Raw genomic sequence first — 24141 nt, 5'->3', positions numbered from 1 at the left:
TCTAACACTAACTGTTAACGTATGTCCTTAGGACTACCGGCCCGTTGTATACAACGGGCTTTCTTTTTATTTTAGAATTATCATTTCTAATCTCCTTCATTTTTCAAGATACGGGCTTGGGAATTTTATTCTAATCAATATCTTACGCACAGTGTATTCTCTTGCTGATCAGAGTGCTAAAAGATCTACCGGAATAATAAAAATAAAATAAATCAAATAGTTATGTGTGTAAAGACTCCGGATTGTCTCTATATACAAGGAACCTTACTTGAAAAACAATGCTATCCAAAGAACAATACATAGAATTATATGAAAAATATACAAATGGTAATTGCAGTAAAGAGGAGTTGCAACAATTGGAGACCTACAAAGATGATTTTGAATTTGTAAGGGTCCCATGGGATATTGATTCAATGGGCGAACCGGATGATGTACGAAAGCGTATTTATGACAAGTTGTTTCACGAGATCAACAAAAGCTCAATAAATAAACAGTATAGTTATCGTTGGCTTAAATGGAGCGCGGTAGCAGCCGCACTGCTGATTTTTATTGGATCAATATGGATAATAAAACGTAATCAGGAGGTTGAGTCACCGGAACAATCCATAACCGGGAATCTCATTAAACCGGGGAGTGATAGAGCCACACTTATTTTAGAAGATGGAAGCCAGTTAGATCTCGAAAAGATAAAATCTGGTGCAATACATAAGAATGGTAAATATGTAGCAGAAAAGATCAAAGGAGGGCAGTTGGCATATAAGAGTGGTGATAAGGAGACGGTTTCTGATGTAGGTTATCATATTTTGCGTACGCCTAAAGGGGGACAATTTCAACTTAGATTGCCTGATGGCACTGTAGCATGGCTCAATGCTGCCTCTTCTATTAAATATCCGACTTCGTTTGTGGGAGCAGAGCGTAGAGTAGAGATCAGTGGAGAGATCTATTTTGATGTGAAGAAGCAAAATGGTAAACCGTTTATAGTGCAGAGTGATGATCAGGAGATTAAAGTGCTGGGTACCAAATTTAATGTTTTTGCGTATCCTGAAGAATCGTTTGTGCAGACTTCGCTAATGGAGGGTAAAGTTCAGTTGGATATAAAAGGTCGTCAGCTGATGTTAAGTCCCGGCGTAAGTTCTGTTTACAATAAAAATGCAAATGAAATAAAGACACAGCGATTCGACCCTGAAGAAATATTAGCATGGCAGCATGGATATTTTAATTTTAATTCAGAGCATATTGAAAGCGTTATGCGCAAAATCGCCAGATGGTATGATGTGGAAGTAGTATATCAGGGAGATATGAAAGGGAAATTTTTTTCAGGAACGTTGTCACGCTCCAGCAATGTGCGAGATATTCTGGATATAATGGCTCTTACAGAGACTGTGAAATTTAAAATTGTAGAAAGGAGGATATACATTATGGACTGAAGGTCACCCAAAAATCCATGAGTAAAAAACCGGGAGCGATGACAGCGCTCCCGGAGATATAAGCTTATGTGATCAAATCAATTAAAACCAATTAACCACATTTTAACCTTGATTAATCAAATGTACAAAAAATATATTACAAAATCAATCCTGTATTGCACAGGAAGAGAGACGAAATTATGGAAAATTTTGAAACTCTCTATTTTATTTATCCTTCTGGGTACGGCTTATGTTAAAGCATCAGCCTCTATTCTGCAGATCAATCTTTCCCTGAAAAATGTAGCTTTTGAGAAGGCTCTTCGAGCTATCGCAAAACAAAGCGGATACGATGTACTCTATAGCCCATTAATGATGGAAAAAGCAAAACCCGTATCTCTGGAGTTGAAAAATGTCACTTTAGAAACAGCTTTGGAAAAGTGTTTTGAAAACCAACCTCTGACTTATTCGATTAATAAAAGGGCAATAGCTGTTAAGGAAAAACCTGTAAACTCCAATAGTTCTTTATCCATTCATGAACAACTAGTCGCCGGATTAAAAATACAACAGATAGCCATTAGTGGATGGGTACAGGATACAACAGGTGGAATACAGGGAGTATCAGTTTCAGTAAAAGGGAATTCCAGGATTGGTACAGTTACAGATGATAATGGTCAATTTCATCTCATGGTTCCTAAAAGTAATTCCGTGCTGGTTTTTTCCCGGATTGGTTATGAACTAAGAGAGATACCTCTGGAAGGTAAAACAGAATTAAGGGTACAGCTTAATACCATAAATACAGATCTGGAAGAAGTTGTTGTTGTGGGTTACGGAAGTGTGAAGCGTAAAGATCTTACAGGAGCAGTATCCAGTGTCCGAACTAAAGATCTTCCTCCGGCAGCTAATACTTCCATTGCACATATGCTTGCCGGAAGGGCAGCAGGTCTGACGGCTGTGCAGCAGAGTGCCCAGCCGGGAGGATCCGTTTCCATGCAGATCAGGGGACAATCTTCAAACAGAGCTCCTCTTGTTGTGATTGACGGATTTGCTCAGACAGGATTTGATGCTCCTGCAGATTCAACAAGGTCACAAGGAGGATATGTTGGAAATCCGGGACAAATCAATAGGGATTTGAATTCTATAAATCCGAATGATATAGAATCAATAGAAGTTCTTAAAGATGCATCTGCGACAGCGATTTATGGTGCGAGAGCAGCCGGTGGTGTAATCTTGATTACTACAAAAAGAGGAAAAGAGGGGCGGGCAGAAGTAAACTACAGAGGTACTCTTTCTACTCAACGCATATATGGTCTTCCAAAATTATTGAATCCGAAAGATTTTATGATCCAGTCAAATGAAGCGATCAAGGAAAACTGGATGCGTGACAACAAGGTGTACCCTTATGGTACAAAAACATTGGATCAGGCGATTGCAGAGGCTCAGGCAGCAAATAAACCCATATGGCAGACCCGTTATACCGATGCACAGATCAGTAATCCGCCTGCAGGTACGGATTGGTTAAGTCTGGTTACGCGCAACGGATCTGTTCAGGAACACAATCTCTCTGTCAGCGGAGGAACTGAAAACACCAAATATATGATTTCAACCGGGTATTATGACCAAGAGGGAGTCATCAGGAATAATGGTATGAAAAGATTTACAACACGGTTTAACCTTGATCAGAAATTTTCAAAATATATCAGTGCAGGTATCACGAGTAATCTCAGTCAGATCAAAAACAATAATGTTCCTCTTGGCAAGGGAGCAAGTGAGAACTCGGGAATAATTCGTGCAAGTATGCAGTTTAATCCGCTTCTTCCGGAAAAAGATGATAAAGGAAATTATATGATCAATCCGTTAGAAGGATATATTGTGAATCCTGCTTCTTTATTGGAGATAAAGGATAGATCGGTGACCGAACGGTTGCTTATGACATCTTATTTGCAGGTCAATCCGTTTGAAGGTTTCAGTGTGCGAGCGTTAGTTGGAGCAGACCGGAATCAGGGAAAGCGGAATTATTATCTTCCTACCACAGTACTTTTTGGTGCGCGTGAAGGTGGCTTTGCTTCAATAAATAATACCGCAAAGACAGATTATACTCTTAATGTGGTGGCTAACTATCTGAAAAACTGGGGAGAAAACAGTCTTTCTGTTATGGCGGGGGCAGAATATCAGAAATTTAACTGGGATGGATCTGGATCTTTTAACTCAAAGTTTCCATATGATGGTGTATTATGGTATAACCTCGCAGCAGGAGCAAGAGAAAGACCAGGTGTAAGTTCTTATGGAGGAAGTTCAGAGATTGCTTCCTATTTTAGTCGTGTCAATTATTCCTTTATGAACCGCTATCTGATGACTTTTAATTTCCGTGCAGATGGTTCTTCTAATTTTTCCGAAAATCACCGTTGGGGTTATTTTCCGGGAGTGGCATTAGCCTGGAAAGTGAATGAAGAAAATTTTATGAAAGGGACATCATCCTGGCTGTCGGAGCTGAAGCTTAGGGCGGGATACGGACAGACAGGTAATGATAATGTACCCGGGATATATACTTACTATGGTACAGGCTATAATTATATTATTGACGGCAAAATCACAAATGGTATCGGTCTGAATGCGTTGGGTAATCCCAATTTGAAATGGGAAACACAGACAGATATTAATGTTGGCCTTGATTTCGGATTATATGGACAGCGTATTACAGGATCAGTTGAGCTTTTTGACAGAAAGGTCAAAGATATAATCGCCGATAAGCGATTGATGTCTTATCAGGAAGTTAATACTATAAAGGCGAATCTTGACGCAGTAAAACAAAGCCGTGGAGTCGAATTTTCACTTCGTAGTAATAATATAAGCAAACCGGACTTCTCCTGGAATACTGATCTTACGCTTACCTATTACAGAGACAGATGGAAAAAGCGTGATCCTAGTTTCAGACCTGATATCAATATTGACTACAATGCGAGCTTCGAAGAGGTGTGGTCATTTCTATCCGATGGTATTGTAAGTGTAAATGATACAGAATATATTAAGAAGTTTGGTGCAATACCGGGAACAGTCAAGATTAAAGATGTCAATGGATACAAACTCAATACGGATGGAAGCCGGGTTGTGGATGCTGATGGCAGACCACAGTATGCAGGTGCGCCTGACGGAAAGATCGATAATGCAGATTTAGTTAAAATAGGAGTGAATGCACCCATTACTATAGGATTGAATAATAGTTTTATATGGAAAGGCTTTGATCTCAATTTATATTTTTATGGAATGTTTAACCGCTGGAGGGTGAATGATACACGTGCTTATTATAGTGTTGAGTCATTTCGTCTCAGGAACGGGGCCAATATGTTTGATGAAGTTAAGGAACGTTGGTCTTACGCCAATATGGATGCGAAATATCCTTCCATATTTCAGGCGAATGCCAGCTATGGAACAGGAGACTTCTATTTGGAAAAGGCCTGGTTCATACGCTGTCGAAATATTACACTTGGATATACACTACCGAAGTCAGTCGCAGCCAAGGTGCTGAAAAATGCCCGAATATTTATAGATGCTCAGAATCCTTTTGTGATTACTCCTTATTCTGGTACTGATCCTGAAACAGATCAGATGGCAGCATATCCGAATCAACGTACATTTTCTTTTGGAGTAGATGTTAAATTTTAACTATTTAAAACGTATAAAAATGAAAACAAATAAATTCTTTTATATAGCTGTATTTGTGTTCTTCGGATTGATGTCTTCGTGCGAATTGCAGCGGGAAGAATTCGATAGGATACTTCCTGAAAATTTTTACAAAAATGAGGAGGATATTAAATCTGCTGTGACAGCTGCCTATAATAACTTCCATATCAATAGTTACTCAGGAGGAGGGGTATACTCCAGCAGCATAGGCGGTATTAATATTTATACAGAGGTGTCTACTGATATCATGGATTGCCAGTGGGGAGATAACGGAAACTGGGAATTGTTTAATACGCATAGTTGGACAGCTGCTGATCCACGTTATTCAGAAAAGCTTTACGCGAAATATAAGAATGTAAGTCAGATCAGGAATATCATACTACAGATTGAAAAATCGGAAGTGAGGGATGAACTCAAGCAGCGGTACATAGGAGAGCTGAAAGCGCTCCGGGGATGGCTGTTATATTGTTTGCTGGATATATACGGTCCCGTTCCGATCGCGCCGGACGAAGCACTGAAAGATCCTGTTGTTGAGCTTATTCTGGAACGTCCTGCGGAGACTGAATATGTGGCTCAGGTTGAGTCCGAACTCAAAGATGCGATACGGATGCTACCCTTAAAGGGATCCGAATGGGGACGTGTTGGTGCAGGAGCGGCCAATATGATGTTGCTCAAGCTGTATATGCATCAGAAACGATGGAAAGAGGGGGAAGCGATTGGACGGGAGCTGATGAATGCAAAATATGGTTATAGATTGTTGGATAATTATTACGATTGCTTTTCGCTTAATACGGAGGTTAATAATGAGAATATATGGGTGATACCCTGTAACACTGAAAACTATGCCAACGGCTGGATATCGCATGTGCTTCCCGGAGATTATCCATATCCCAACCCGGCAGTTGAAGCCTGGTCCGGTTACAGAATGCCCTGGGATTTTTATCATACTTTTGAGAAAAAAGACAAGCGTCTTGCCAATATCATAAGCGAATATGTGTCCAAAGCAGATGGCACAGTACGTAACGAACAAAATCCTGCCGGAGAACTCATCAAAGGAGCCTTGCCGGTAAAGTATACGGTAGATCCTAATCAGAAAGGAGACAGGGGAGGAATAGACGTGCCTGTATTTCGCTATTCTGATGTATTACTGACATTGGCAGAGAGCATTGCACGGCAAGGAACAGTCACACAGGAATGTATGGATCTTGTCAATACTGTGCGCAGGCGTGCCGGACTGGAAAATCTGTCTCTGGCAAACTACGGAGATTTGAATAATTTCCTCGATATGCTGCTTCTGGAACGCGGTCATGAGTTGTACTGTGAAGGACACAGACGTACGGATCTCATCAGATATGGTAAGTATGTCGAATTCAACCGACGTGTGGCTAATAGCCATAGTGCAGATTACAAAGTTCTTTTCCCGATTCCTAATTCATATTTGCTGGAATCTAAAGGGAAAATAAAACAGAATACAGGCTATTAACTCTATTCTTATAAACAGAGTAAAGAGAGAATACAGTAATAATGCGTATTCTCTCTTTTATAGAATAAAAAATAATTGATCTTATTTTAATTTTAGACTGTTTTTTTCATATATCAAATGTTTCCAGTCTGTTATTTTTAATAATATGAGTAAACAATTAATACTGGCGATTTTTATTGTGTTAACATATTTAACACAACAACTTTATGCGCAGCAGATAATTTTTCGTACAAACCCGGAAACGGGAGCAATAAGTAGCTTAAAGATCGCTCATGATCATCGATCAATGAATTGGCTGATTGCGACAGATGGTACACAATATAGCTCTGTTACCCGTAAGTACGGTTGGGGGTTGGGGTACTTTACAGAAACAGTAAATGGTATACGAACATCAAGAACATGGGAGCTTCCTGTATTAAATAAGAATGCCGGAAAGCAGCTTTCATACAGGGCTGGCAATTTGCAGGTGGATGTCAAGAGAAGTATGACAGGAAATGATCTGATAGAAGAATTTGTTTTTACTAATCGGGGAAAACATACGGTTACTATTTCGGATATAGGTATCTATACTCCTTTCAATGACAATTATCCAAATGCAGAGACTTGTATTACTTCCCGAACTCATGCGCACATATGGGATGGAGGAAATGCAGCTTATATCAATGCCACACATATGGGAGCAAATGCCCCGCATCTGGGGCTGATAGTATTGGACGGAGCGATAGATCACTATGAAATCTGGGACAGGGATATGCAAAAAAGTATGTCAAATACACGAGGTATCATCTCTGTGACGATGCCGGAAATATCGCTGAAAACCGGAGAAAAGACATCAGTTAAGTGGCGAATATTCACCCATTCAGGTTGGGACGATTTTCAAAATAAGATACTGAAAATGGGAAATATAGTTGCTCAATGCAACCAATATACCTTTCAGAAAGGAGAAAAGGCACGAGTGGAAATACAGGGAAACGAAAATTTGCTGAAGCATTGTACTGTCACTAAAAATGGTAAACCTGTTCCGGTCAGTAAATTAGGAGAAAGGTGGGTTGTAGAAACAATTATGGATGAGAAGGGTAAGGTGAAATTTGAGATTAATTATGGAAAGGGTAAGCGTACACATATAGATTGTATAGTATTCGGTAATTATGAAAGTTTGATTGCTAAACGTGCAGATTTTATTATAGATCATCAACAATTGAATGATCCTTCAGACCCTCGTGACGGTGCATATATGGTTTACGATAATGAAACGGACAAGATTTTTATGAATAATACGAGTAGTGTGAGTCCAGCTGACCGTAATGAGGGTGCTGAACGTCTGGGCATGGGGGCTTTTTTAGCTAAACAATATCTGGTGACTAAAAATCAGAAAATCAGAGAATCTCTGGTGAAATATGTGAAATTTGTACGAAATAAATTACAGTATAAAGATTATACAACATGGTCTTCGGTAAAGAGAGATTCGAGAAACAGAGCATATAATTATGCCTGGGTAGCTGAATTCTATTTTCTTATGTATAAAGTTAGTGGTGATCCGCAGTATGCAACAGATGGATTTAAAACTATGAAATCGATGTATAGTCACTTCGGGCATGGCTTTTATTCTATCGGTACTCCTGTACGCCTGGGATTGAATGTTTTGAAAGATGCCGGAATGCAGGAAGAATATAAAAGCCTGTTAGCAGATTATTTGAAAATAGGAGATACATACATTGCTAACGGATTATTTTACCCTATTTCAGAAGTAAATTATGAACAGAGCATAGTTGCACCATCTATACAACTTCTTTGTGAACTCTATCTGGAAACCGGAATCCAGAAATATTTAGATGAGGCAAAAAGACAAATGCCCGTACTGGAAGCTTTTGCAGGTTTCCAGCCCAGCTATCATATGAATGAGATCAGTATCCGGCATTGGGATGGATATTGGTTTGGAAAGTATGAGTTTTGGGGTGATACCTTCCCGCATTACTGGAGTGCAATCACTGCAGCTGCATATCACTATTATTATCAGTGTACAAAAGATAAAAACTACCAGCAGCGTGCTGAAAATATTGTGCGAAATAACCTGAATCTATTTTCAGAAGAAGGGCGTGGCTATTGTGCTTATCTATATCCTCAACGTGTGGATGGAAAAATGGCAGGATTTTATGATCCTTATGCAAATGATCAGGATTGGGCATTAGGCTTTTATTATCTGGTGAATTTAGGACTATAGATCACTATCTTGAAGTAGATTTAGATACATATTTTCTGTAAATGATAGTTTAAAACGATGTTCGAATGATCTTATAGTTCAATAATAGATTGGACATACTAGCTATAGAACAAATGACTTTATTGAAAGGAGAAGGATTAATAAATATATTAAATGTATATGACCAGTATAGAATCTTTGAAATATCTGATAAAAGAACGTGACGTAACGCTTATTATCTCGGCTGCAGATATTACGCATTGTGTCTCTATGGGGGCACATACTGAATTAGTCCGAAGGAATGAGAAAGGATATGTCATAAAAAAAAATATTAAGACTGTGCTTGAAGAGTTGTCTCACCCTTACTTTATAAGAGTGAGCAGGTCCCTTGTGGTAAATCTTCAATATCTGAAGTGTATTCATAACCGGGAGAAACAAATAGAGCTGGAAAGTGGCATCCGTCTGGAGTTTAGCATTGCCGCTTTTAAGTTAACTCAGGAAGTAGAACATATATTTAAAAATGGCTCAAAGACATATTCTTTATATTAGTGAATCGCAATGATCATAATAATTTAAAAGAATGACTGGAAAAATAAAATGTGCGTGAAGGAGAGTAATCATATATTTTGTATGTATTGGTTTTAAAGTTCTTTGATTTTTTGTGTGAATTTCTGATGTGTATGATGAAACGGCTGAAATTTCAGCTATACGTGATAAATCAGATAAAGAACAGAAATGTCAGTAAACGATTCAATTTTCCCCGGATAATTTTTAATGCGGCTTTTATATGATTTTTTACTGTAGATTCGGAGATTCCTAATTCTTCTGCTATTTCTCTGTGACTTTTTGGGGTATTCCTGCTCATTGTATATACTTCCCGCATTTTTGGTGGTAATGCGTTGACAGTCCTTTGGATATATGCGGTGAATTCTGCTTCTACAATGTATTGATCTGTTGAACAATGGCCTTTATTTATAAATTCCTGAAGAGAATCCAGATATTTATTTTCTACTTTGCTATGTGCAAAATAGTCCAGTAAGCGGTTACGAAGTATAGTGTGCAGATAGGCCTGAATATTAATAATTTGTGGTAACGCAAAACGCCGGTCCCATAAATTGGTGAACAGTTCCTGAATCAGATCTTTTGCCTGCTCCAGATCTCCTGTTTTCTGATAAGTATGAGTGTAAAGCGCGAGTTTATGTCTGCTGTAGAGTATAGAAAATGCATCCTGATCATCGGCTTTTGTCAATACAATCAGTTCTTCATCTGAAAGAGTATGATACGATTTCATGATCAATATAATTGTACCAATGGTTGATTTGGTATAGTTAAGGTTGGTGGTTTGATTTTTGTGTTAATAAAACCATTGATCCCACAGTGTGATTGTTGTCTAAGTTAAGTAGTGCAATTGTATTTTGCAAGTAATAGCAAAAATGTTTAATAAGCCTAAACGTTAAATGGTATCAAAATTTAAATAATAACTGTATGAATAAAGTTTGTAAAGTAATATGTTGCTTATGGATCTTAGTCTTTGCAATGTCACTAAAAGCAAAGGCTATTGATGTGATTCCCCGGCCGGCTTCTGTTTTAGAGAAAAAAGGTGAATATCTGATCAAAAACAATATCGGTATCTATACAAATGGTAAGGTGGATAATGAGGTCACCTTTATTGCTGAAATTTTAAAAGATGAGCAAGGTTTGAAATCATCAAAAGTAACATCTCCCAAACAGGCCGGTATTCATTTATTAATCAATATAACATTGCGGCAGGAACTGGGGGCTGAGGGATACCATCTGGAAGTCGATAGATCAGGTATCCGGATAGAAGCACCGACTTCAACAGGTGTTTTTTATGGTATTCAGACGTTAAGACAATTAATAAAAAAAGAATCAGGCATTGCAAAGCTTGGGTGTATAAAGATCAGCGATAAACCACGATTTTCCTGGCGGAGTTATATGCTGGATGAGGGAAGGGCTTACAAAGGTAAAGATGTGGTAAAGACTCTACTGGATGAAATGGCTGCTCTGAAAATGAATGTATTTCATTGGCATCTTACTGAAGATCAGGGATGGAGACTGGCCATAGAGAAATATCCCAATCTTACCAAAATAGGTGCGCGGAGAGATTCAACCCAAATAGGTGGCTGGAATAGTGATAAGTATGACAGAAAGCCATTGGAGGGGTATTATACCCGTGCCGATGTAAAAGAAATTGTAGCCTATGCTAAAGCGCGTCATATAAATATTGTACCGGAAATAGAAATGCCCGGACATGCCAGTGCTGCAATAGCTTCTTACCCCTGGCTTGGTGTCACCAAACTTCCTATAAAAGTACCTGCGAGTTTTGGTGTGAAATATGATGTTTTTGATGTGACGGATCCAAAGGTAATCGGGTTTCTTCAGGATGTATTGAGCGAAGTGATCACTATGTTTCCTTCAGATGTGATCCATATTGGTGGTGATGAGGTTAAATACAATCAATGGAACGATTCTCCGGAAGTTCAGGCTTATATGAAAAAGCACGCTTTAATTTCACCGGCAGATCTTCAGATCTCCTTCACCAATGGCATTTCTAATTTTTTGGAAAAAAATAATAAGCGGATGATGGGTTGGAATGATATTATGGGCGCAAAGTTACATGACTATAATCAGGATGCTGCACCTGTCACGGGGACACTTTCAAAATCCGCTATTATTCAGTTTTGGAAAGGCAATGTCGATCTGATGAAAGAAGCAGCACGCAACGGATATGCTATTGTAAATTCTTACCATGAAGCGACCTATCTGGATTACAGTAATATTTCACTGGAAAAAGCATATAGCTTTGATCCGGTTCCTGAAGGCCTGGATAAACAGTATCATGCTAAAATACTAGGCCTGGGATGTCAGATGTGGGGGGAATGGATTCTTGATGTGAAGGATATGTATAAACAGACATTTCCTCGTATTGCTGCTTATGCAGAGGTCGGGTGGACTGATGTGGAAAATAAAGATTATGTAGGCTTTCAGCATGCGCTACCCTATTTCTACAACAGATGGAATAAAAAGCAAATAGACTTTAATAAATAATATTCTGATTCAAAAGAATTTAATAAGGAAATAATCTAAATAAATTATTTAATTTATAAAAACAAACCCACTGCAAATTGTTATATTGTAACATCATCATACTCTTGAAAATATACGTTTTCAATATTCAAGTGTCAGGAGAGATAGGAAATAATATAGAGTGATCAAAAAGAAAATATACTAAATACATAAGATTATGAGTATTGTAATATTTAAAGATCAGGCTTTTGACACTAAGAAATTAGTGAGCATTACCCTAAAAAGTGAACACCTGAAGTTTCTGGCTAAACTAAAACGTGTGGATACCGCTAAGTTGGTGTATGTTCACAGCAATGCGGAAGATGGTGTTGATGTTCCTGCATATCTGGATAATAAATATCTGGCTGAAGTATGGGAAGACAATAAATTTACAGGAAATGTTATTCTCATAAATGAAGAGAACGCTGACATAGAGCTTTTTGAGGAATAGCAAACTAATTAAAAGTTATTCCTAAAAGATTCCGGGGGCTGTATTTGTTTAAAATACAGCCCCCGGACTTGCTCTTTCAATTTATGTTCAGGCATTAGTATTCGGACTAATGCTACAAATCGAATTCAACCTTTCTTTCTAAAGTAGATCCCATAAATGCGGAATTATCCTTGACGGAAGAAAAGGTATAAAAGGTCGGAGCATCTCCGAAGGATCTGAATTTGTAAGTCTTTTGTTTCATAATTTCGGTAAACAACTGCAATCTTCCTAATGAAGATTGGAGCAGTTGGCTGAATCTCCAGTCTTCAGGTGTTCCAAAAAAGAAGCATCGAATGGTAGATTTGCTTAAAATATTGCGTTCAAATTCGGATAAACTATCAAAATTAGCTATAGCCTTATTCAGCATTGCCAATATTTCCTGTGACTGGTTACCTTCGATAGTTACGAAGCCATATCGGCCATAAGTAATGGAATTTATAAATATAGGCATGCGTTCCGCTTGTAAAGCACTACTAAGCTCTTCTTCTAAGAATTTCCAGCCCGATTTTGTTGTATCTATTTTTATGCTGTAATAATCTTGTCTGAAGAAAGCAAAAGTACCTTTTCCCGGGACAACGGCATTGTCTGTGTCGAATTCCAGTAAGCCTACACCCGGCTTAAAGCTATCCCAGTACATGTTAGACCTGTTAAAAAATACAGAATCTTTGACATCGCTAAAGCTGGAGAAAAATCCGGTTTTAAGGGATACATCTCCTACATGCTGATCAATGGTTGGCTCGCCGATTTTTCTCAGTATATCAGATTGAAACTGTTTGAGATTAGAATTTCGCAGTTCAATTTGCTTTCCTTCCGCGATCTTCACATTATTTTTTCCGACAATCACAATATCCTGATGTAGAGGCAACGTTTTTCCTTCAAGGGGTAATCCGGAGGAGAATATCCCTTCTTTGACAAATACATTTCCATTAAATACACTGCCTGTATACAGGTCGGGATATGTTTTTTGGTCTGCTCCGCCACCGGGTTCAAAAACACCAAATTCTTTTATACTATTTGCTCTTGAAACCTGAAAGCTTACTTTTGAACTGTCCTGATTCACCACAGGAGTTGATACCGAGTATCCTTTTTTTATAAGGTCATTTTTCAGCGAATCTACAATCTCTTTTTTTGAACGTACCTTCTGTTCAATTATGGGTGGTTTTTTGTCTTCAATAACATCTTTTTTGCAAGATACCATAGCGCAGACAGTCAAAGACAAAAGTAGATAGGCGAGTAATTTCATCATAGTACAGATATAATAGGTATTTATTATAAAAATAGAATAAAGAAATTACATTTAAAGAATATTTGTTGTTTTTTTTGATTAATAATTATTAAATAAGGTATAAGGTTGTTTGTATTGTAACAAAGCCCTGAAAATAAAAATGCAGTGTCCGATTCAGGTACTGTATTCTAAGCGGCTACCTTTTGTTTAAATTATTACCATCAACAGGTATATTTAGCATTATGTTTTTTGCAGAGAGACATCTATTTTACTTCTTTTCCTGATTTGTCTGCATAGAACTTTCTTCCATTTTCGACAACATCTCTTTCTGACAAAGTTAGAGGCAGGTGTTTTACTTTGCAATACGTCTAAAGGAGTATTTTTGCTGGCTGGAAATATAGTATTGCTTCAATTCCAGGCAAAGAATCCACTATATGTGAAATTACATTCTGACTAAGATTAAGCACGAAAACTTGATATCTCTTTTAATATTTTCTTAGGAGGACAGAAGCTCATTTTTAGATTGACACTAAATCTGAGCTATAGTTTGCTTTATATTTGTCCCGTTCAATTCATTTTATTAAGCATTATCAAAAAGATAATCGGTACTCATATTGATATTCGATTCTTATATCCGTGTGAAACAACTTAGACGTTATCGGATTATCTCCTGTGGTTCTCATAATAAATTGTTTTCTCTTAATGTATCATAAAAATCGCCATCACTTTCCATTTTTTTGATGATTCTTCCCATGAGTTCTTTGAAATTCAACTTAGGGGATTCTTGTCCAAATACAGGATGAATAAAGAAATTCAGCTCCTGAGGGTTGTCTTTTATCCATTTTTAGAAAAATCACCGAATCCACTTTGCTTAATGTTATTGGTATCTCGCAATGACTCAGGTAGGCTTCCATATAATACTCGTCCTGCCACAGTAGAAGTGTGCTACTCCCGGCATTATCAATAATTACCTGAAAAGTGTCTTCTGAAGTAATGGTAGTAAGAAAATTGCTTTCTCTTTTCGGGTAATTTGAATCCTGAATATTTTGCTTTTTCATTTCAACACTTGTTTTCATTTATTAATGATGAATAACTTTTTTCAGCATAACCCGTATTTCTGTCATGTAAATTTGTTGTTTTCTGAAAACTGAAAACGTTGTTATAAGCGGGTTGTTTCCTCCTCCATTTTCAATATTGTTATTGAGCTAAATACTTATATATGAAGATACAAAAAGGTTGTGAATTCGGATCATGCTGTGGTACCAACTTTATGAGGGACAAATCCGAAAGCGAGGTATAATAATGTTGGATTAATGCATACCGTAGAATTGGCAAGGGTTAAACCCGATTAATTCTCTCCTTTTTAAGGAGAGATCCCGTTTATCGGGAGAGAGGTTAAGAACCAATATTCTTACACTTCATTATAAAAAGGATAGCGGGTATCTAACCTGTCAATATCTTACCTCTTATTTATACTCCCTGTTATTTTGTGGTTTAAAGAATAGATAAATCACACATATCCCCATTATCATTGCTGCTATATAGCCGATAAATGCAATTGTTTCGGCCTGTTGTTCGGTTCCTTTTTGCACTGTTTCGATTAAAAATCCGCTGTTACCCTTGAATCCCAATAGCCAATGTGTTAAGTTCCATGCAAAATGAATTCCGATGGAGAGTGCAATGTTTCCTGTTCTCAAAGTCGCAAATCCAAACAGGATTGCGCCCAATCCAGATCCAACGAAGGCATTTACCACAGAATATCCACCAAAAAGATGTTCTATACTAAAAATAACGGTGACAATAATCATGGCAACTACAGGTCCGGTAATTGTCTTTAATTTCCAAAGCATATACGTTCTGAAGGCAAGTTCTTCACGAAGAGCAACAAAAAGAAAAAGGGGGATATGTAGGACAAGAATATTAGGGTTAAATGTTTGAGATCGGGTAAAAGTAACATTGCTGAATGTGATGGTAATTACAGCCATCAGCAGTACCATAATAAGGCCTGTTCCAAATCCGGATACAAACCGTACTACACTCTTTTTATCAAAGCCTAACCCGTTTTTGGAAAGTACACTTTTATCACTTCGTACAAACCAGTAAATCAAAATAAAAGTAAATATGGATGCAGTGATTAAAGACAATAAATCCGGTAAGGAACTTTGCTTTGTAAGGGCGGAGGAGCCGATAAAGATGAGCAATGTGAAGAGATAAAAAATAATTACCTTCAGGTAGCCGGATACTTTCTTCATTTCTAATTGGTTATTTTACATGAAGTTAGGGAATTACGTGCTAAAAGTAGCAAGTATAATTCATAAAAAAAACCTTCATCGAAAGATGAAGGTTTTGCGGAGAGGGCGGGATTCGAACCCGCGGTACCTTGCAGTACACACGCTTTCCAAGCGTGCTCGATCGACCACTCTGACACCTCTCCGTTAGGAGCCACAAAATTAATATCTTCCGGCAATAAACCAAAACATTTCTGCATAATACGGATAAAAATGTAAAAGAAAAGATAACATTTGTGGCAACTTGTTAATTATCACTACCTTTATTTTTGTTAAATCACATCATATGATTACCAAAAACAAATTATGGGCAGTATTGCCGGCACTAGCTGTGCTTGGCTCCTGCCAATCCAACAACAGTACATCGACGTCTGAAGAAGTAAGAACCAATTTTTTTGATGTCAGCGGTATGGATACGACGATTAGTCCGGGGGACAATTTCTTTCTTTATGCCAATGGAGGGTGGCTTAAGAAAACAGAAATTCCTGCGTCAGAAACCGGTTGGGGCTCTTTCTATGTCCTGCAGGATGAGAATACGGCCAAACTGCATCTTATCCTCGAAGAAGCCGCTAAAGCAAATAGCGCTAAGGGCTCAGATGCACAAAAAGCGGGAGACTTTTACGCCAGCGGAATGGATACCGTGGCTATAGAGAAGTTGGGAACTAAACCTGTAGAACCTCTGATCAGCAAGATAAATGCGCTGAAAGATATCAATGAACTGATTGCATTCAGTGCAGATGGTTTTAAAGAAGGGAACGGTGATCTCTTTCACTTCTATGTAGCTTCGGATGACAGGATTTCCAATAAAAATGCTGCGACTTTCGTACAGGGCGGATTAAACCTTCCGCAAGCGAGCTATTATCTGGATAACGATGAGAAGTCAAAAAAAATACTGGAATCCTATAAAGCCTATATTGTGAAATTATTTACATTAAGTGGCGAAGAGAAATCAGCACAGCAGTATGCGGATAATATCATTAAGCTGGAGACAGCTATTGCCAAGTCTCACCTTACACCTGTAGAGCTGAGAGATCCGGTAAAGAACTATAATAAATTTGCTGTAGCTGCTTTTCAAAAACAAACACCTGATATCAACTGGCAGGATATTTTATCCCGTCTGTTGATCAAAACGGATACCTTACTTGTTCAACAACCCAAATATTACGTAGCACTAAATACGCTTTTGAAGTCCGAACCTTTGGATGTATGGAAACAAAAGCTAAAATTAGACGCACTTAACGATGCGGCTACAGCTTTACCGAAAAGCTTCAGAGATGCCAAATTTGATTTCTACGGTAAAGTACTTAACGGGCAGAAGGAACAAAAAGAACGATGGAAACTAATGGTAAGTGCGGCAGATGAAAGTCTGGGTGAAATCGTTGGTAAACTCTATGCCGAAAAGTATTTCAAGAAAGAAGCCAAAGAGCGTATGATGACACTTGTGGATAATCTTCAGAAAGTCTACCGTACACGAATTGAAAAACTGGACTGGATGACACCGGAAACCAAAAAGAAAGCCATAGAAAAGCTGGAGGCATTTACAAAGAAGATTGGGTATCCGGATAAATGGAAAGATTACAGTGATGTAGAGATCAGCAAAGATACTTACTACGCTAATCTGAAGTCTGCAGAACGTCATGCGTATAAGGAAATGGTAAATAAAATGGGTAAACCAGTAGACAAGACGGAATGGTTAATGACTCCGCCTACGGTTAATGCCTATTACAATCCCCCATACAATGAAATCGTGTTTCCGGCCGGAATTTTGCAATTCCCGTTCTTTGATTTCAATGCAGATGATGCCATCAATTACGGAGCCATCGGAGCAGTTATAGGGCATGAAATGACACATGGATTTGATGATCAGGGAAGGCAGTACGATAAAGACGGTAATCTGAATGACTGGTGGACCAAAGCCGATGCAGATCAGTTCAACGTGAAAGCCAAAAAGGTAGCCGATCTGTACAGTGGATTTACATTACTGGACAACCAGCATGTCAACGGAGAACTTACACTGGGTGAAAACCTTGCAGACATCGGTGGTCTGAGTATTGCATTTGATGCTTTCAAGTTGACTAAACAAGGGCAAACCACTGATAAAATTGATGGTTTTACACCAGATCAGCGTTTTTTTCTGGCATTTGCACAGGTATGGAGAATTAAAACACGTGACGAAACAATGCGTCTCCGTCTGAAAATGGATCCCCATAGTCCTGAAGAATTCAGAGTAAACGGTCCGCTGTACAATATGGAAGCTTTTTATAAAGCCTTTAATATACAGCCAAATGCCAAAAGCTATGTGTTGCCTGCAAACAGAGTAGGGGTGTGGTAGAGAAATTTTAATAAAAGATGTTTGAAAATTGGAAAAAAGTTTATACTTTTGCCCTTCATTAAATAGAAACATAAATAATTTATTAACAATGTACGCAATAGTAAATATAGCAGGACAGCAATTCAAGGTTGTAAAAGACCAGTATCTTTTTGTGCACCGTTTACAAGGAGATGAAGGCGCTAGTATTGAATTTGACAATGTATTGTTAGCAGAAAATGCAGGTAAATTCTCAATTGGTACGCCAAGTGTAGATGGAGCTAAAGTTTCAGCTAAAATTTTGTCTCATTTGAAAGGTGAAAAAGTGATCGTTTTCAAGAAAAAACGCCGTAAAGGTTACAAAAAGAAAAACGGACACCGTCAACAGTTCACTAAGATCTTGATCACAGATATTACATTATAATTGAATTTTTAATCAGACATTAGTCTTAAATTAAGATAAAGAAATGGCACATAAAAAAGGTGCGGGTAGTTCGAAGAACGGCCGTGAGTCACATAGTAAACGTTTAGGTATCAAAATTTTTGGTGGTCAGGCTGCTATCGCTGGTAACATTATCGTTCGCCAACGCGGTACTCAACACAACCCTGATTTGAACGTAGGTATTGGTAAAGACCATACATTGTTTGCTTTAGTTGATGGAAAAGTAGTTTTCCGTAAAAAAGCAAATAACAAATCTTATGTTTCTGTAATTCCTGCAGAAGATAAAGCATAAGGCTTCGCCTAAAATCATTATAAAGCCTTTCGGGATTTCCGAAAGGCTTTTTTTTGTGTTATTTTAATGCTTTCCGACTATTGAAATCGACTTCTGATGATCAGGAGAGAGCTGTCAAAATCTGTACAGAGCTTGTTGCTGACCTTCGTCTGAAAGTAAGCAGGATTTATCTTATTTGATCATCATGCCGATGAGCTGTAAGGTTTTTTACAACAGCAGTATATTATCCTTTAGGGAGCTTCGGAGTATACAGCGATGTCAAAGCTTAAGACCGTACATCTATCATATTACATAAAAAAAGCAATAGCGTTGTTATGCTATTGCTTTTTTATCTTTTCAGCAGATGTTATTTATAAGGCTAAGTAGTATAGTTATATAGCTTCAAGGAGTTGTTTCTCATGCAGTTCATAGTATTCTCCACCCAGTGTCATCAGTTCCTGATGTGAGCCTTGTTCAACAATGCGTCCCTGATCCAGTACAAGAATATGATCTGCATTTTTGATGGTGGAGACACGGTGCGCAATAAAAATGGAAGATTTTCCTTTCATAATGCGGCTCAGGTTATTTAGAATTTGTTCTTCTGTTTTGGTGTCAACTGCTGACAGGCAATCATCAAAGATCAGGATTTTGGGCTCTTTGACCAGCGCTCTTGCGATGGAGACCCTTTGTTTCTGGCCTCCGGACAGGGTAATGCCACGCTCACCTATAGATGTTTCGAATCCCTCTTCAAAAGCAATGATATTATCATATACGGCAGCATCTTTGGCTGCCTGTTCAACCTGATCTGTTGTAAATGTATCGAGGCCAAAAGCAATATTATTGGCAATCGTATCTGAAAATAAAAAGACTTCCTGTGGTACGTAACCGATCTGTGAACGCAGATTTTCAAAGTTGAACGCCCTGATATCAGTTCCGTCATAAGTAATGGTTCCCGCTTCTGTATCAAACATACGCATCAACAGGTTTGCCAGTGTCGATTTTCCGGAGCCGGTTTTACCGATAATGGCAAGTGTCTTTCCGGCGGAGAGCGTGAAAGATATATTGTCAATAGCTTTGATGCCTGTTTCCGGAAAAGTGAAGCTGATATTTTTAACCGTTATATCTCCTGCCAATGTTTTCTCTGTGGTACCTTGTTTGATAACGGATTCAGTCTTCAGAAATTCATTGATCCGTTTCTGAGAAGCTGCCGCACGTTGCACCAGTGAAGTTACCCAAGCCAGTGACATAGCCGGGAAGGTTAGCTGATTGACATAAATAATGAATTCTGCAATATTACCTGCTGTGATGGTACCTTTATTTACTTCCAGTCCGCCGATGTATACCGTAATAATCGTGCTTAGTCCGATCAGGAATACAATTAAAGGAAAGAAGATTGCCTGAATCCTTACCAAAGACAGAGAAGTGTCTCTGTACACATTACTTTCTTTAGCAAAAGATTTCATTTTATCCTGTTCACGGTTATACGTCTTAATTACTCTGATACCCGAAAAAGTTTCCTGTACAAAAGATGAAAGCTGCGATAATTGTCTTTGTATACGCTCACTCCGTCGATTGATCACTTTGTTAATGACGAGGATAATGGCAGATAAAACAGGTATAGGCAATAGGGAATAAGTCGCCAATGTAGGATTGACATCATACATCGCGTAGATAATCATTATAGATAGAACGATCGTGTTGATGGCATACATAATACCTGGGCCGAGGTAATTTCGTACCTGATTGACATCCTCGGTAGCCCTGTTCATAAGGTCTCCGGTATTATTTCTTCTGAAAAATGCAAAATCGAGCTTTTGATAATGCTGATAGATTTCATTTTTAAGATCGTACTCAATATGCCTGGAAGTCAGGATCAGCGTTTGTCGCATCATAAAAAGAAAGATTCCTCTAAGTATAGCCAGAATTAGAACAATACAGCCGAAAAACAAAAGGCTGCTTCCAAATACCTGATAGACGATCTCCTGTCTGTCAAAACCTTCATAAAGGCGAAACAGATCAATGTTTTCTTTGACAAGATCAAAGGCTACACGGATCACTTTTGCCGGCAGAATGCCAAAGTAATTCGAAATAATAACAAACAAAGTTCCCGGAATAAGTTTCCAGCGATATTTGTAAAAATATTTATTGAGGTAAGCGAGCTCCTTCATAGTTCAGGAACAAAAATACAGTATTATTCAATAAACTTGGTGGCTCTATAGTTTTATTACTGTCATTAATTGGCAGAACGCATTTATTTGGCTTTTTTATCCAGTGGAGTGTAAATATTTTTCTACTTTTGTAAAAGTTGATTTTAACTATATTTAAGAGTTATCTGTTATGCAAAATAGTAATGCGTCGCTATTTGAAATGATGGGTCAGTTTGGCCATCAAAATTTATTGTTCTGTAATGATGAGGCCGTAGGTCTGAAAGCTATCGTGGCCATTCATGATACTACCCTTGGGCCTGCGATAGGCGGGGTTAGAATGCTTCCTTACAATACGACTGAAGAAGCCATAGAAGATGCGCTTCGTTTGTCAAAAGCGATCACTTACAAAGCTGCTGTAGCTGGCCTGAACCTCGGCGGAGGAAGTGCCATTATCATTGGTAATCACCGTACAGACAAGACTGAGATCCTGTTGAGAAGATTGGGACAGTTTGTCGAAGGACTGAATGGTAACTTTATCGCATCTATCGATGTCGGTACCACCCAAAAAGATCTGGAATATATTCACACCGAAACAAACTATGTAGCAGGTCTTCCTGAGTCACTGAACGGGGGAGGAGATACGACAATTTTTGCAGCAAGAGGTGTTTTTTATGGAATCAAAGCCGCTATCAAAGAGCTTTACGGAGATGATAGTCTGGCAGGCCGTAAGGTCGCTGTGCAGGGAGTTGGTAGCGTAGGGGAGCACCTGGTGGCTATGCTGAGAAATGAAAATGCACGTGTATATGTCAGTGATATGACTGAAGAGCGCAAAATGAAAATTGCAGCCAAGTATAAAGCAGAGCCTATCACCGATTCTACAAGTTTTGAGATGGATGTAGATGTCTATGCACCATGTGCATTAGGCGGTACTGTCAATACAGAAACTGTTCCGCGTATGCGTTGTAAAATAATTGCAGGATCCGCAAATAATCAGTTGAAAAACGAGCAGGAAACGACTCGTATGCTGAAAGAGCATGATATTTTGTATGTGCCGGATTTCCTGATCAATTCAGGAGCTTTGATAAGTTGTTATTCGGAGTTAGAGGGATATGGTTCAGAGCGTACTGAATCATTGATCCGTAATATATATACCATCACCAGAGAGGTGATTCAAAAATCAAAAGAAGAAAGTATTACTACGCTGGTCGCTGCAAATCAGATTGCAGAGCAACGTATCGCTGATGTAAAGAAAATCAAGCGTTAGTGTTTTCTGAAAATTTACAATCGTTCTTATATTAAAAATCGTTCTTTATAAATTATGTTAAATAGAAGACACCTACGGGTGAAAGTGATGCAGACATTGTATGCATACAGTTTGTCATCGGACAAACAGGTCAAAAATTATGAAAAGGCACTTTTGAAAAGTGTGGATGAGGTATATGAGATGTACATCTGGACATTGAATCTTCTGGATGAGGTTTCCGAGTATGTACTTATCGATGCCGAAGGCCGTGCGAATAAGTTTCTGCCTACAGAAAAGGATTTGTCACTGACTACACGGTTGAACAACAATACGTTCATCGAATCCTTGAGACAAAACAGAGATTATCTGGAAGGTGTCAAGAAGTATAAAGTGGACTGGAGTTTTGACCCTGAGATTGTACGCTCTATCTTTGCTCAGCTCAAGGAATCGGATATCTATCTGGAATATTTGCAGTCGGAAGACCGCTCTATCGCTACTGAAAAAGATATTATCAAACATATCTTTAAGAAAATTATCCTGAAGTCGCCTAATATTGAGCAGACCTTTGAGGATAAATTTATCAACTGGCCGGTTGATAAAGAAGTACTTCAGGCATTGATCGCCAAGACTTTTAAAAATTTCAGTAGTGAGATTCCGCAACAAAATAAGCTTGCAGAGTTGACACAAAACTGGCTTGATGACAGAGAATTTGTGCTGGACCTGCTGGCAAATACAATCCGTTACGGAGAAGAGTATCAAAGTCTGATCGCTGCTAAAACCAAAAACTGGGAAGCAGATCGTATAGCGTTATTAGATACTATTCTGATGCGTATGGCCATCTGTGAGCTGATCAATTTTTCGTCTATTCCGGTGAAAGTAACCATCAATGAATACATAGAATTGTCAAAAGTTTTCAGTACACTGAAAAGTAATACATTTATTAATGGTATCTTAGACAAAATATTGGCTGATCTGAACCAGCAGGGGCGGATCCGTAAACAAGGTCGGGGATTAAAAGATTAATACAAATGAAAATTAACAAATTAGCTTTTGCAGGTATATTGTCAATGGCTTGTCTGGTAAGCGCTTGCGGTAACGGTACTAAAACAAACGTTGCAAAAGCAGCACAGGGTGATAGTGTTGCCGGAGATACAACGCAGCAAAAGGGACAGGAAGCATTGGGTAAAATTGAATTTGAAGAAACCGCATTTGACTTTGGTCAGGTTAAGGAAGGTGAAGTCGTGCAACATACATTTACCTTTACCAATGTAGGTGAAGCTCCGGTTATTCTTTCCGAAGTGAATGCATCCTGTGGTTGCACTACACCTCATTACTCTAAGTCACCTGTATTACCAGGTAAGAAAGGCGAAGTAAAAGTGGCCTTTGACAGTAAAGGTCAGGTGGGTAAACAACAGAAGATCGTGACGGTCATGTCCAATGCAACCAATGGTATCTCTACAGTACAGTTAAGAGGTGAAGTGCAAAAAGCTAATTAATTTTTAAAACAGTAATAAAAATAAATAACACACAAAAATGATAAGTACAATATTCTTACAAGCCGGTGGATCAGGCGGTGGTTTTATGACATTTCTTCCAATGATCTTAATCATCGTGGTTTTCTATTTCTTTATGATCAGACCACAGATGAAGAAACAAAAAGATCACAAGAAATATATTGAAGAGTTAGGTGTCAACACTAAAATTGTAACTACTGCAGGTATTCACGGTCGTATCGTGGAAGTAAGCGAAACTACTTTCCTTGTTGATGTAGGTTCAGGAGTTAAGATCCGTTTTGATAAATCAGCAATTGCACTGGATGCTTCCAAAGCAGCTAATGATGCTAATAAAGAAAAATAGAAGTCACGAAAGTGTT

The 24141-nt window shown here is 38.3% G+C and carries 19 protein-coding genes and 1 tRNA gene; 14 read left to right on the top strand and 6 right to left on the bottom strand.

The window, feature by feature from the left end:
* Positions 1 to 278: 278 nt before the first annotated feature.
* The 5 genes from HMPREF0766_RS14805 to HMPREF0766_RS14785 all read left to right on the top strand — a co-directional run bounded on the left by HMPREF0766_RS14805 (position 279) and on the right by HMPREF0766_RS14785 (position 9316).
* Positions 279 to 1427, top strand: coding sequence for a FecR family protein (locus tag HMPREF0766_RS14805; RefSeq protein WP_002998801.1), 1149 nt, complete (start codon positions 279 to 281; stop codon positions 1425 to 1427).
* A gap of 189 nt (positions 1428 to 1616) precedes the next feature.
* Entirely contained in the window at positions 1617 to 5066 is a 3450-nt protein-coding gene (locus tag HMPREF0766_RS14800; RefSeq protein ID WP_169311218.1) for a TonB-dependent receptor, read from the top strand.
* A 19-nt stretch (positions 5067 to 5085) separates the two neighbouring features.
* The gene (locus HMPREF0766_RS14795; protein ID WP_169311217.1) at positions 5086 to 6567 is read left to right on the top strand and encodes a RagB/SusD family nutrient uptake outer membrane protein; all 1482 of its coding nucleotides are present in this window, start codon (positions 5086 to 5088) and stop codon (positions 6565 to 6567) included.
* A gap of 145 nt (positions 6568 to 6712) precedes the next feature.
* Positions 6713 to 8788, top strand: coding sequence for a DUF5695 domain-containing protein (locus tag HMPREF0766_RS14790; protein WP_002998794.1), 2076 nt, complete (start codon positions 6713 to 6715; stop codon positions 8786 to 8788).
* A 159-nt stretch (positions 8789 to 8947) separates the two neighbouring features.
* Positions 8948 to 9316, top strand: a complete 369-nt coding sequence (locus HMPREF0766_RS14785) for a LytTR family DNA-binding domain-containing protein (RefSeq protein ID WP_115388686.1) — start codon at positions 8948 to 8950, stop codon at positions 9314 to 9316.
* A gap of 169 nt (positions 9317 to 9485) precedes the next feature.
* On the opposite strand, the gene HMPREF0766_RS14780 is transcribed toward HMPREF0766_RS14785, so the two are convergent.
* Positions 9486 to 10058 carry an RNA polymerase sigma factor gene (locus tag HMPREF0766_RS14780; RefSeq protein WP_002998786.1) on the bottom strand — a complete coding sequence of 191 codons (573 nt, stop codon included), beginning with the start codon at positions 10056 to 10058 and terminating at the stop codon, positions 9486 to 9488.
* A 245-nt stretch (positions 10059 to 10303) separates the two neighbouring features.
* Here HMPREF0766_RS14780 and HMPREF0766_RS14775 point away from each other — a divergent pair, with 245 nt between their 5' ends.
* Positions 10304 to 11836: a beta-N-acetylhexosaminidase gene (locus tag HMPREF0766_RS14775; RefSeq protein WP_002998783.1), complete on the top strand. Its 1533-nt coding sequence runs from the start codon at positions 10304 to 10306 to the stop codon at positions 11834 to 11836.
* 196 nt (positions 11837 to 12032) lie between these two features.
* The gene (locus HMPREF0766_RS14770; RefSeq protein ID WP_002998780.1) at positions 12033 to 12305 is read left to right on the top strand and encodes a hypothetical protein; all 273 of its coding nucleotides are present in this window, start codon (positions 12033 to 12035) and stop codon (positions 12303 to 12305) included.
* Between the two features lie 112 nt (positions 12306 to 12417).
* On the opposite strand, the gene HMPREF0766_RS14765 is transcribed toward HMPREF0766_RS14770, so the two are convergent.
* The 4 genes from HMPREF0766_RS14765 to HMPREF0766_RS14750 form a co-directional block, all read right to left on the bottom strand.
* A complete protein-coding gene (locus tag HMPREF0766_RS14765; RefSeq protein ID WP_002998777.1) occupies positions 12418 to 13590 on the bottom strand; it encodes a thiol-activated cytolysin family protein in 1173 nt (390 codons plus the stop codon).
* 752 nt (positions 13591 to 14342) lie between these two features.
* Positions 14343 to 14627, bottom strand: a complete 285-nt coding sequence (locus HMPREF0766_RS14760) for a hypothetical protein (RefSeq protein ID WP_201680373.1) — start codon at positions 14625 to 14627, stop codon at positions 14343 to 14345.
* Positions 14628 to 15035: 408 nt separating this feature from the next.
* Complete coding sequence (locus tag HMPREF0766_RS14755; RefSeq protein ID WP_002998773.1) at positions 15036 to 15821, bottom strand: CPBP family intramembrane glutamic endopeptidase; 786 nt, start codon at positions 15819 to 15821, stop codon at positions 15036 to 15038.
* A gap of 97 nt (positions 15822 to 15918) precedes the next feature.
* A tRNA-Ser gene (locus HMPREF0766_RS14750) sits at positions 15919 to 16003 on the bottom strand.
* Positions 16004 to 16143: 140 nt separating this feature from the next.
* Here HMPREF0766_RS14750 and HMPREF0766_RS14745 point away from each other — a divergent pair.
* From HMPREF0766_RS14745 to rpmA, 3 genes are all read left to right on the top strand, one after another.
* Positions 16144 to 18189 (top strand): M13 family metallopeptidase, encoded by a 2046-nt coding sequence (locus HMPREF0766_RS14745; protein ID WP_002998770.1) that lies wholly within the window; start codon positions 16144 to 16146, stop codon positions 18187 to 18189.
* Between the two features lie 88 nt (positions 18190 to 18277).
* A complete protein-coding gene (rplU, locus tag HMPREF0766_RS14740) occupies positions 18278 to 18589 on the top strand; it encodes a 50S ribosomal protein L21 (protein WP_002998767.1) in 312 nt (103 codons plus the stop codon).
* Positions 18590 to 18632: 43 nt separating this feature from the next.
* Complete coding sequence (gene rpmA / locus HMPREF0766_RS14735) at positions 18633 to 18899, top strand: 50S ribosomal protein L27 (RefSeq protein WP_002998765.1); 267 nt, start codon at positions 18633 to 18635, stop codon at positions 18897 to 18899.
* Between the two features lie 371 nt (positions 18900 to 19270).
* On the opposite strand, the gene HMPREF0766_RS14730 is transcribed toward rpmA, so the two are convergent.
* Positions 19271 to 21046 (bottom strand): ABC transporter ATP-binding protein, encoded by a 1776-nt coding sequence (locus tag HMPREF0766_RS14730; RefSeq protein ID WP_002998762.1) that lies wholly within the window; start codon positions 21044 to 21046, stop codon positions 19271 to 19273.
* Between the two features lie 169 nt (positions 21047 to 21215).
* Here HMPREF0766_RS14730 and HMPREF0766_RS14725 point away from each other — a divergent pair, with 169 nt between their 5' ends.
* From HMPREF0766_RS14725 to yajC, 4 genes are read left to right on the top strand one after another with little or no spacing between them, the layout of a single operon-like run.
* Positions 21216 to 22289, top strand: a complete 1074-nt coding sequence (locus HMPREF0766_RS14725) for a Glu/Leu/Phe/Val family dehydrogenase (protein WP_002998759.1) — start codon at positions 21216 to 21218, stop codon at positions 22287 to 22289.
* 54 nt (positions 22290 to 22343) lie between these two features.
* On the top strand, positions 22344 to 23291 hold the full coding sequence (nusB, locus tag HMPREF0766_RS14720; RefSeq protein WP_037460484.1) for a transcription antitermination factor NusB: 948 nt from the start codon (positions 22344 to 22346) through the stop codon (positions 23289 to 23291).
* A gap of 5 nt (positions 23292 to 23296) precedes the next feature.
* A complete protein-coding gene (locus HMPREF0766_RS14715) occupies positions 23297 to 23764 on the top strand; it encodes a DUF1573 domain-containing protein (RefSeq protein WP_002998753.1) in 468 nt (155 codons plus the stop codon).
* 37 nt (positions 23765 to 23801) lie between these two features.
* Positions 23802 to 24125, top strand: coding sequence for a preprotein translocase subunit YajC (yajC, locus tag HMPREF0766_RS14710; RefSeq protein WP_002998750.1), 324 nt, complete (start codon positions 23802 to 23804; stop codon positions 24123 to 24125).
* Positions 24126 to 24141 lie beyond the last annotated feature (16 nt).

The organism is Sphingobacterium spiritivorum ATCC 33861 (assembly GCF_000143765.1).
GTDB lineage: Bacteria > Bacteroidota > Bacteroidia > Sphingobacteriales > Sphingobacteriaceae > Sphingobacterium > Sphingobacterium spiritivorum.
Note: the sequence above shows the minus strand (reverse complement) of the source record. Positions and strands in the feature narration are given on the sequence as shown.